Annotated in this window: 6 protein-coding genes and 3 tRNA genes; 5 read left to right on the forward strand and 4 right to left on the reverse strand. The window is 37.5% G+C overall.

Annotated elements, in window-relative coordinates; genetic code table 11:
• Positions 1-63 precede the first annotated feature (63 nt).
• Positions 64-1464 carry an aspartate ammonia-lyase gene (gene aspA, locus OL225_RS13905; protein WP_047374103.1) on the reverse strand — a complete coding sequence of 467 codons (1401 nt, stop codon included), beginning with the start codon at positions 1462-1464 and terminating at the stop codon, positions 64-66.
• A gap of 72 nt (positions 1465-1536) precedes the next feature.
• On the reverse strand, positions 1537-2562 hold the full coding sequence (locus tag OL225_RS13910) for an N-acetylmuramoyl-L-alanine amidase (RefSeq protein ID WP_047374101.1): 1026 nt from the start codon (positions 2560-2562) through the stop codon (positions 1537-1539).
• Positions 2563-2697: 135 nt separating this feature from the next.
• Between OL225_RS13910 and OL225_RS13915 the strand changes: the two genes are divergently transcribed.
• The 3 genes from OL225_RS13915 (at position 2698) to OL225_RS13925 (ending at position 2978) form a co-directional block, all read left to right on the forward strand.
• Positions 2698-2782 (forward strand) — tRNA-Ser (locus OL225_RS13915).
• A 15-nt stretch (positions 2783-2797) separates the two neighbouring features.
• Positions 2798-2872 (forward strand) — tRNA-Pro (locus OL225_RS13920).
• Positions 2873-2904: 32 nt separating this feature from the next.
• Positions 2905-2978: transfer RNA gene (locus OL225_RS13925), tRNA-Arg, on the forward strand.
• A 97-nt stretch (positions 2979-3075) separates the two neighbouring features.
• On the opposite strand, the gene OL225_RS13930 is transcribed toward OL225_RS13925, so the two are convergent.
• Both OL225_RS13930 and OL225_RS13935 read right to left on the reverse strand, forming a co-directional pair.
• Positions 3076-4206 (reverse strand): tetratricopeptide repeat protein, encoded by a 1131-nt coding sequence (locus OL225_RS13930; RefSeq protein ID WP_264518645.1) that lies wholly within the window; start codon positions 4204-4206, stop codon positions 3076-3078.
• Entirely contained in the window at positions 4206-5849 is a 1644-nt protein-coding gene (locus OL225_RS13935; protein WP_264518646.1) for a helix-turn-helix domain-containing protein, read from the reverse strand. The genes OL225_RS13930 and OL225_RS13935 overlap by 1 nt, the downstream gene beginning before the upstream one ends.
• A 386-nt stretch (positions 5850-6235) precedes the next feature.
• Between OL225_RS13935 and OL225_RS13940 the strand changes: the two genes are divergently transcribed.
• Entirely contained in the window at positions 6236-8539 is a 2304-nt protein-coding gene (locus tag OL225_RS13940) for a fibronectin type III domain-containing protein (protein ID WP_264518647.1), read from the forward strand.
• 78 nt (positions 8540-8617) lie between these two features.
• Complete coding sequence (locus OL225_RS13945; RefSeq protein ID WP_264518648.1) at positions 8618-11767, forward strand: T9SS type B sorting domain-containing protein; 3150 nt, start codon at positions 8618-8620, stop codon at positions 11765-11767.
• The last annotated feature ends 62 nt before the right edge of the window (positions 11768-11829 follow it).

Consider the following 11829-nt stretch of genomic DNA (forward strand, 5'->3'; position numbering starts at 1 on the left):
AATGATGAATAATAAGTGATAAATGACCACTAGCAGGATCATTTACCACTTATTGTTTTTTTATTATTTATTATGCGGTTTCAGCATATTTTTCGGATCAAGGATTTCATCCAGCTTCTCCTGGGAAAGAATTCCCTTTTCAAGAACAAGATTGTAAACACTTTTTCCGGTTTCTAATGCTTCTTTAGCAATTTGTGTAGATTGTTTGTACCCGATATAAGGGTTCAGAGCCGTTACAATACCGATGCTGTGCTTCACCATATTCAGACAGATTTCTTTATTGGCCGTAATTCCAACCACACATTTATCGCGAAGAGTATCTAAGGCATTGCAAAGGAAGTTGATATTTTCCATGATGGCATGAGAAAGTACCGGCTCCATTACATTAAGCTGTAATTGTCCTGCTTCTGCTGCAAAAGTTACGGTAAGATCATTCCCGAATACTTTGAAACAAACCTGGTTTACCACTTCCGGAATTACCGGATTTACTTTACCTGGCATGATAGAAGATCCCGGCTGCATTGGCGGAAGATTGATTTCAAAAAGACCGGCTCTTGGCCCTGATGAAAGTAATCTTAAGTCATTACAGATTTTTGATAATTTCACGGCAAGACGCTTCGTTGCTGAAGAGTAGATCACATAAGATCCTGTATCAGGTGTTGCTTCCACTAAATCCGGTGCAGAAACAATCGGGTAACCTGTAATCTGAGCTAAGTTTTTAGCACAAAGTGTAGCATATCCTACCGGAGCATTTAATCCTGTTCCGATAGCAGTTGCCCCCATGTTTACTTCTACAAAAAGGTTTGCATTATTATTCAGCTTAGAGATATCTTCTTCCAATGTAGCTGCGTAAGCTTCAAACTCCTGCCCCAAAGTCATTGGAACAGCATCCTGAAGCTGTGTACGGCCCATTTTGATAACATCATGAAACTCCTGTCCTTTTGCACGGAATGCAGCAATAATTTTTTCAAGTCTTTCTACCAGACCGATGTTCATCTGCAGCAATCCCATTTTGATAGCTGTAGGATAAGCATCATTAGTAGACTGTGAAAGATTGATATGATCATTAGGTGAACAGAATTCGTATTCTCCTTTATTTTTTCCTAATTTTTCCAACACGATATTGGCGATCACTTCATTCGCATTCATGTTGATGGAAGTTCCTGCTCCCCCCTGAATCATATCTACCGGAAACTGGTCATGATATTTCCCTTCTACAATTTCATCACACGCTTCTGCTATTTTAAAATACAGGTTTTCATCTAGAAGTCCTAATTCATAATTGGTTTTAGCAGCTGCTTTTTTTACAAACGCCAATCCTTTTATGAAATCAGGATATGAAGACAAAAGCTGTCCTGAAATTTTGAAATTGTTGATAGCTCTTTGTGTCTGAACCCCATAATAAGCATCTAAAGGCACATTCAGTTCGCCTAATAGATCACTTTCTTTTCTGAAATTTTCCATTACAGATATTTTACTGTTTTTGATCGTTTAAAGATAGCAAAAACGCATCTAACCGATGCGTTTTAATTTGAATTATTTTACTGGATATTTTTGATTTAAAGCTTGCAGGATTGCCCATGTTTCAGCATCCATGATTCCGTCATAATTCTGTGGACGGAAGTGGTACTGGAATGCTTCAATTGTTTTTTTGGTAGCATCATCCCATGTTCCGCTAAGATCCAGTCCGTATCCAAATTTCTGTAATGAAGTCTGAATAAGGAAGATAAAGCTGGGTTCGTTATATTTTGCACTAATGTCTGCCTGTGCCGCCTCAAGATAAGTCTGCTTTGCTGTTTCATCATACCACATCCCAATCTGGTATTCGTCATACAGTTTTTTCCATGGGAACATAGGCCCGGGATCCTGCTTTCTTGTTGGAGCAATATCTGAATGAGCAAGTACATAAGTAGGCTGAATCTGATATCTTGCCACAATATCTTTAACCAATGCGGCCACTTTTTTTACCTGATCATCACTAAAAGGAGCAAATGTTCTTTTACCTGCAGCATCTGTAGTGTAACCGGCATTTACAATTTCAATCCCGATAGAAGTATCATTAAGATTTTTATCATTTCTCCATGAACTTACTCCTGCATGGTACGCTCTTTTGTTTTCATCTACCAACTGATAGATCTCGTTATCTCCTGTATTATTTACCAGATAGTGGGCACTCACCGCCTGCTGTGTAAGAACGGTAATAGATTTATCATCTGCAAGAGCTGTATAATGTAATATTAAGTAACGTTGTCTGAAGTTTTGGGCTACTGCGGGGAAATAAGTCTTTACAACTTTGTATCCTCCTGGTTTTGCAGATACAATAGAACCGTAACTTGTTGTATTATCATTTTTTGTTGGGTCTGCTATATTAGTAGTAAAAAAGTCTACTCCATGATCGGAGACTACTTTTGGTTTTGGAGCCACCGGAGTTGTTGTCTGAACCGTCGGTTTCGCCTGTGTTATTGGGGTTTTCGGTTTGTAAGTATTTTTTTTCACATTTTGCTGAGAAGTACATGAAAAAACAAAAGTGCTTAATCCGATGATATATAATGTCTTACGCATCAGTTTGGTTTTTGGATGATTTATTACCTCAAAAATACACAAAATTTTCTTGAATTTTATTTGGTAAATAAAGAAATCTGTTCTATATTTGCACTCGCAATAACGGAACAACGATCATTAAAAAATCAACAAAAAGGAGGGTTGCCGGAGTGGTTAACGGAGCAGTTTGCTAAACTGTCGACGCGAAAGTGTCGCAAGGGTTCGAATCCCTTACCCTCCGCTCTTCTTATATATTCGGGGCGTAGCGTAGTCCGGTCATCGCGCCTGGTTTGGGACCAGGAGGTCGCAGGTTCGAATCCTGCCGCCCCGACTGTTTTAGTAGTTTTCTCAAAACTACTTTATGGGTGCGTAGCTCAGCTGGATAGAGCATCTGCCTTCTAAGCAGACGGTCAAAGGTTCGAATCCTTTCGCGCTCACAAAAACCTCACAATTTTTATTGTGAGGTTTTTTGTTTTTTAAGTGATAAATAAATCGTATTAATGATTTAAAAGTCAATAATTCTGAAAAAAGCATTCAATCCTTGATAAGTTTCTTTATTTCATTCTGATATTTCTTATTCTGCTTTCTGATCTTCATAACTAAATAGGAAAAGATGCTTACTATAAAAAGTCCGACAATTATCATCCCTGCAATAAAATAATTATACCGGATGGTTAGCTTCTCACTTTTCTTTTGAGTTTCTATATTATGAACATCAATAGCATGATTAATGGAGCTCAATTCGCTTTGTTCTCTTTTAAATTTTGTTTCAAAGTATTTTCTGCTGTAAACCTGATAAAGGTTGGGATTTCCCATCGCCAGATAATTATCCGCCATTTCTTTATAAATTCCTTCATTAAGTGACAGATCTCCTGCTTCCCTGCCTAAGTTTTCAGCTTTTATTAACAGTTTCAATGCTTCCTGATTCTGATGTTTTTGTTTGTTTATCTCTGCCAATCCTTTTAAAGCAAACGCTTCCAAACTTTTTGCTTTTATCAAACCTGCAAGATTCATAGATTTCATGAAAGCTTTTTCTGCATTGTCTGGTTGATTCAGACTGAGATAACAATGGCCAATATTATAGTAAATAATACTCTGATTAAAGTATGTTTTCTCTTCTTCTTTTATTTTTTCAAAGTTTCTGATAGCAATTAAAAATTCCTGAAGGGCGATTTCGGGATTCGACTGGCTTTTATAGATCATTCCGCGCAGGGCAAAACTTCTGGCTGTTTCAAAATGCTTCAGATAGGAATCTTCAGGCAGTTTTACCAAATACCCATCAGCTTCGTCCAATGTTTCGAGACTTTTGCTAAAGAGTTCCATCTGCTGGTATTGTATAGCTACTGCAATCAAAAAACTGGTCTGGATCTTGGGATCGTTTGTTTTCTGAACCAACTCTCTTGCTTTCAGAATATATTGCAGAGATTCGTCAAAGTTTCTCTTGGCAATTCCTGCTGTGGATAGAATCAGATAGATTTTAATGGATTTATTGAGGTCTTTTTCTTTTCGGAGCAGTTTCTTTACAATATTTATGGCTTTATCCGGATTGTTATAAATTTCCTGATTGGCAATCTTCATCAGGGAGTCATCAGAGATTTTCTGCCCGGCAAGAGGTGCCTGGAAAAACAGAAGACTCATCAAAATGATATGGATAAAGAGTTTCATCAGTTTTTATTTTTTATAATTTCCTGAATATAGGTGTTCGGTGACATTCCTGTAATGGACTTGAATACGTTTGTAAATGCGCCATGAGATGAAAATCCAGCGTATTCTGCCAGATAGCTTACTTTATAATTCAGATAAGCCGGATCTGTTTTCAAAAGGCGCGCAATATGATCAATTCTTAACTCATTAATGTAGCCGTTAAAGTTCTTTCCTTTATTATTATTGATGACTTCAGACAGATATTTAGTATTTATCCCTGTTTGGGCAGAAAGAATAGCCAGTGACATGTTTTTATTCAGATAGTTGTCGGATTTTTCCCAGTCTTTGAGCTTCTGTAGAATCTCTTCCTCTTTTTCTTTGGAAATTTTAGATAGATCCTTTTCCTGACTTTTATTCTCTTTTGCTGTCTCATCTTTCAGCATTTCAACTTCAAGACTTATAGGATCTTCTTTTATTTTCAGTTTCTCAAAAAAATCAAGCTGTTTTTTGAGATGTCTGCTTCTTGATGATTCACTCAGAAAATAAGCAATCATTCCCGCAATAAGAATTAAAATAACAATACCAATAGTCCTAAACAGTTTCTCTTTATGCTGCTCCTGAAACTCAAGGTTTTTATGATGATATGTTTCAAGCAGTTTTACAATATATTGTATGCCTTCCTTTTTATTGGAATCCAGTTTTGCTTTTAAATCTGTATATAAATTATTGTAATAATAATATTTTTCATCATTATTTAGGGCCAGATAGCTTCGGGCAAACAATTCATAAAATATGATTTTCAGATCATTATAAGGAAAGTTCTCAATTTCGGAAAATCCTTTCTCCAGTTGTTTTACAGCTTCATTGTAATCACCTTTCAGAAAGTAATATCGGGACATACTTTCATAGGCAAATGCAGAGATAAAAGCATTATTCCCATGTTTTTCAATACCCTGAATAACTTCATCAAGTAATTTCTTTGATTCTTCAAGCTTATTCTGCGGCATCAGGAAAGCAGACCGGAAAATCATATTCTCCCATTTGATAATCCTGTTCTCTTCATTGTTATTATTAAGGTAAGAATCACTTTTATCAATATTCAGTAAAGCAGCATTATAATTTCTATCAATTCCGGCATTGATGCCCTGAAGCTGAAACAGTTTAGCAATCACCATCCGTTCTTTGGGATTATTGCTCTTTAAAAGTTCCGGATCTTTTAAGATACCTGCAATGATCTTTTTTGACTGCCCGTACAACCCTAAATTCTGATACTGATCCGCCAGGTTATAATCATCAAACAACTGTATAAAATGGGAAAAATTCCCTTTTTTGTCATCATCCTCTTTCTGATTGGAAATACTTACAGACTGCACATAATTCCCCTGCAAGGCATAAGCCTGGGAAATAATATTCCGAAGAATCACTTTATGCTCAATATTTTTGTCACTCATCAGAAGGCTCTGTGAATAGCTGATACATTCTTCAGGATTCTGATATAGTTTCTGAAAAGCTTTATCGGTTAAAATACTGAAATCAGGAGCAGCCTGCCCATTTATAAAAACCGGGCACCACAGAATGAAAAACAATATTGATATATTACTTTTCAGTATTTTTTTTAACATAAGGATCATTTCCTCATTGTTTTTACCTGATATTCCTATCATTACTCCTTTTAAACCAAATAAATACAATTGATTGATTTACAATATTTTAAATTTTTAATTCTTGTAAATTCAACGAATTATGCAAGCGTATTCCTTGACGAAGGGCAAATATAACGCTAATATTGTTCAAACCTTTAAGTCGATTCAAAATATTAGACTTATTCTCAAATTTCAATGAAACCATCACACGTATTAAGCATTATCATTATAAAAAATTAAAGATAATCTTACAATCATCTAAGATATGATTTTTAAGATACAATTCAATGGATCAATATTCATTGATGTAGGAAAAGAAGTTAGAAAAACGTACTGCAACAATTAATTCTACCGCTCAAAATCTGACAATAAAGCGGGTATATCAACCCTTAAAAAATAGAAATAAAATGAGAAAACATTACTTATTATGGATGATTTTCCTCTTTTCGGTTTATCATCTGAACGCTCAGACCTATTGCATACCTACTGCGGGTGCGACCAGCCAAAACAATTATCTGAAAAATGCGACATTCTCTGATCAGGGGGCATTGTATTATAATGCTACAGCATATCAGGCTTATACTGATAATTCATCAAGCCAGATTGTAACATCTTATCCGGGAGGAACAGTGAATGTTCACCTGGACTTTGCAGGATCAGGTGTCAAATCTTATGTATGGATTGACTGGAATGCCGATGGGGATTTCGATGACTTCTATGAAAATCCGCTGACTCCATCCGCTTATACATTTGTTGATGATCAATTCTACATTCCTCCATCTCAGGCAGCAGGAATTTACAGAATCAGAGTACAGAGCGGAACTTCATTTCCCAATCCGGTAAGCCCATGCGGGCCTAATAATTATGGTAATTTCGTGGATTTCAGCCTGAAGATAGATCCAACACCATCATGTTTTGTTCCTTCAGCACTTACATCCAACAATCTGACAACCAATACAGCAACAATTTCCTGGACACCTCCAACAGCAATACCCGGAAATGGTTATGAGTACTATTACTCTTCATCCAATGTTGTCCCGAATGCTTCTACTCCTGCATCGGGAAGCACAACTTCTACTTCTGCTCCGCTCAGTGGCCTTGCATCATTTACTACTTATTACTATTATGTAAGATCTGTTTGCAGCTCAACAGACAAAAGTGCATGGTCTTTAAGAGGAACTTTCACGACCAAATGTGATCCACAAACAACTATGTTTGAAGATTTTGAAAATGCTACAACAAGTGCAAGCTATACCTTAAACTGTTGGGACAAAATTATTTTAGGAACAGGCTATCAGGCTATTAGTACTGGTAGTGGCGTTAACAACTCCAAAGTAATGTATCAAAGTGCTAACGGTCCTGCCAATATGGTAATTGCTGTTCTTCCTTCATTTAGCAATGTGAACGCAGGAACTCACTGGCTAAGATTTAAGGCAAAAGTAACAGGAACAACAGCAGGGGTATTAGACATTGGCTATGTAACAAACGATACAGATGCTTCTACTTTTGTTAACATACAGTCTGTTAATATCAGTAATACTGTATTTGACGGATATGAATATTATGTAACAATTCCTACTACGGTTCCGGCTACAGCAAGATTGGCTGTAAGGCACGGAGGTGTACCTGCTACTGCTATATATTGGGACAATGTGTACTGGGAACCCAAACCAACGTGTTTCTCTCCAAGTAATGTCATTTTATCTAATGTAACCAGCGCAACCGTAACTGCAGCATGGACAGCCCCAAGCATTGCCCCTGCATTAGGATATGATATTTATTACAGCACAAGCAGCACTCCACCCACCTCATCTACTCCACCCAACCTGACAGGAATAACATCAAATCCTTACATCATCCAAGGATTAAATTCTGCAACAACCTATTATGTCTGGGTAAGATCAAGATGCAGTGCTACAGATCAAAGTGTATGGAGCAATATTACATCTGTACTAACCCTTTGTGCGCCTGTGACTACTTTATCCGAGAATTTTGACTCTTATAATGCCGGGCTTCTTACCAATGCTCCATGTTGGGGAAAAATTACAACAGGAATAGCCAGTCTTAACATTAGCGGAAGCGGAGCGCTTTCCGGAACAAAACATATATTACAACGCAGCATATCTGCAAATGATGTAACCATTGCTGTGCTTCCTGAATTCTCTAATATTAATGCAGGAACTCATTCTTTGAAATTTAATGCCTACTGCAGTGTCAATACCGGAAAGCTGGAAGTAGGGTATGTAACGAATCCTACGGATGCTTCTACTTTTACAGTGATTCAGCAGTTGAATATTACAAATACATCTTATACTCCGGCTACAGGAACCAGCGAATATACTGTTGATATTCCGGCTACTGTTCCTGCAGGAGCCAGACTTGCCATCCGTAATACTTATGCCACTTCAAGCAACTCATTGTATTATTGGGATAATATTTCATGGGCTCCTACACAGTCTATGGGGGTAAGCGATACGGTTATCAAATCCAAACCAAGCATCTATCCTAATCCTTTTACTGATATCATTACTATTACTGACAGTAAAAACATACAACTGATAAGCATTTATGATACTTCAGGTAAAGTGGTAAATGAGATCAAAAACTTTGATACTTCCATTTCATTAAGAGATTTGCCTTCAGGTCTGTATTTAGTAAAAATGATCATGAAAGACGGTACTGCTCAAACCGTAAAAGCAATAAAAAAATAAATGTTGTCTCTGTCATCAAAAGCGGTGAAAATTTGTACACCGCTTTTATGACAGTTTTTATCCCCTTAAACTTATTCAATGAAAGACTTTTACTCTGTTTATAAACCTGCTTCTGATACAACAAAGCATTTCCTTTCTTCCTTCAAAAAATTTCTTTTTGCCATTTTATTTTTGTTCATTGCCAGCAATCAACTTTACTCCCAAAGAGATACTGAACATTGGTTTGCCCCTATGATGTCCAGGACCAATGATTCCAATAAACAGGCTTTGTTTTTGTCAACAGATTCTATGGTACCGTTTCCAGTCACTATTTATAACAATAATACAGTGATTGGAACTGTGACGATCAGTAAAGGAAATCCGCAGTCTTTTGATATTCCGATGGACAATATGATTACCGGATCTCAATCGGAAGTATTTAAGGTAACAGGACGAGGTCTTTATATAAAAGGAGAAAAACCTTTCTTCTGTACTTTCAGGTTTTCTACCAAAAGTCATGGGGAAATTCTTACCTCTAAGGGAAAGGCAGGAATTGGAAATAAGTTTTATGTGGCTTATGGACCTATTTCCAATTCTTCTTCTATCAATAATTTTACTTGTGGGGTTCTGGCAACAGAAGACAACACGGTAGTAATTGTTTCCAATTATGATTCTTCTGTTCAGTTTTCCAATGGTAATTCGGGAGCGTCTTCTCCCTCAATGACCTTTACGCTGAATAAAGGACAATCTTACATCATTGAAGGCAGAGGAAATCAGACAGGAAATCAAAATGGTTTTATTGGGGCAAAAATTGAGTCCAGTAAACCTGTAACAGTTACTAATGGAAATTTTAATGGACAGATCATCAACTCCAGCAATGGTAGTGATATTTTAATGGATCAGTCGATACCGGTAGAACGTTTAGGGGATGATTTTGTCCTCGTTAAAGGCATGGCTCCGATTGCATCAAATGTAGAGGGTGCTGTAGTAACCGCTACGGAGAATAATACACAGGTGTATCTCAATGATGATGTGAATCCGGTTGTCACACTTAACGAAGGACAGTTCTATCGGATCGGCTCTTCTTCTTACATGAATCAAAATAGTACCGGACATTATAACATGCACATCCGGACTACCAAAAAAGTCTACGTTTATCAGTTGATGGCGGGAACAGCAACGTCATTTGTTGAAATCACCATCGGTGCCAATTATATTCCTCCTCTCAACTGTTTCCTCCCTAAGAAAATAGATGAAATAGGAATGATCAATGTATTACCTTATTACACAGCCATCACTCCTGCTGTCAAACTGAATATTATCACTGAAACAGGAGCTACAGTTACTGTTAACGGAATGCCTTTAACAACTGCACAGGGACCGTTTCCCGTAACCGGAAATGCTAATTGGGTTACTTACTCTGTCCCGAATGTTACCGGAAATATTACCGTAGAATCTACTAAAGCGGTGACGGCTGGTATTGCTGCAGGTGAAGGAAATGTAGGATACGGAGGGTATTTTGCCGGATTCTCTTCCATTCCCGTCATTTCTAAAAAGAGTGGAGAGTGTATTCCCGGAATGGTACTGGAAGTAGATGACAGCTATGTGTCCTATCAATGGAATTTCAACGGCTCACCTATACCCGGAGCAACAACCAATAATTATACACCAACGCAAGCAGGAAATTATACTGCAACAGTGTCTGTAGGAGGAACGTGCCCTCCTGCAACAACACCTGTTTACAAAGCATTCAGCTGTTTGACAAATACCACTAAGACTTTAACAGTTTGTTCAACGGGAAATCCTACCATGATCACTCCTGTGTTTTCCAATTCTTCTCAAACAATATTACCAAGCAGCGTACAAATCATTACTCCACCAGCCAATGGAACTCTGACTGTAAATCCTGCAACTGGTATTCTTACCTATACAGCTAATACAGGAGCTACTATTGATACATTTACTTATAAGTTCTGCGGAAATGTTCCGGAATTTGCAGACTGTGAGCAAGTAAAGGTAAATATTACCATACAGACAATAACCACAGCAAATACTATATTAAAAGCATGTAGCAATAATGGGACAGGAGTCTTCGATCTTACTTCGGCTAATGTTGGCGGGCCTGCGGGGGCTCAGAAAAAATATTATCAGACACCCGCTGATCTTGCAGCCGGAACCAATGAAATTACATCAGCCAATGCCTATGTATCTGTTGCTCCAAAAGATGTTTATGTAAAAGTATCAAGTCCTGAAGGGTGTTTTGCTCAGGCAAAAATCAGTCTTCAATTCAATCCGTCCCCACAAGTTCAGAATGCTTCTTTAACTTCATGTTATATAGATGCTGCTCCGGATAAGGGAAGTTTTGACCTAACCAAGGCAATGGTTACCAGCGAAACAGGAATTACCAAAGAATACTATAAAACTCAACAGGATGCAGTATCAGGAATCAATGCTATCCCGAACCCTATTATCTATATTTCTTCCAGCGGAACAGCATATATTAAGGTGGTTAATACAACAGGATGTTTCACCATTGCAACAGTAAATCTTACTGTTACATTACCTCATCCTTCTTCTCTGCTTAAAGATCAGTCTATTTGTTTTAATTCTACCACAACACTGGATGCCGGTCCGGGTTATCAATCATATGAATGGAGTACGGGAGCTACAACTTCTTCTATCTCCAACGCAGGTGTAGGAGATTACTGGGTGATTTTAGGACATGACAATTGTTTTACAAAGCAGCATATTTCTGTAAAAAAAGCACCTGAAGCTGTTATCAGGCAAATTGATCTCGACAACAATAAGGCAACGCTTACCGTAACCGGAGGGAATCCTCCTTATTTATATTCCACTGATGGAGCCAACTGGCAAAGTTCAAATGTATTTACAGGGCTGCCTAATGGTCAGAATAAATTTTATGTAAAGGATTCTTACAACTGCGAACCAATACAGGTAGAACTGACGGTGATCAATATCATCAATGCCATTACACCTAATGGAGACAACATGAATGATATGATCTCCTACGCAGAACTTGCTTACAAGAAAGCGCTATCCTTTACAGTACATGACAGATATGGAAACAATGTTTTTACAGGCACACGTTTCAACAATTATACATGGGACGGCATGTTCAATAATAAAAAACTGTTCACAGGAACTTACTGGTACATAATCACCTGGAAAGAACCGGCTCTGAAAGACGCTGTCATCAAATACACAGGATGGATCTTACTGAAAAATTAAAGATTAATCTAAACACAATCAATCAATTGTAACAAAGCTTGCTTTCATGAAAAGCTGCATGC

It is taken from the genome of Chryseobacterium viscerum, from assembly GCF_025949665.1.
In the GTDB taxonomy this organism is placed as follows: Bacteria; Bacteroidota; Bacteroidia; order Flavobacteriales; family Weeksellaceae; genus Chryseobacterium; species Chryseobacterium viscerum_A.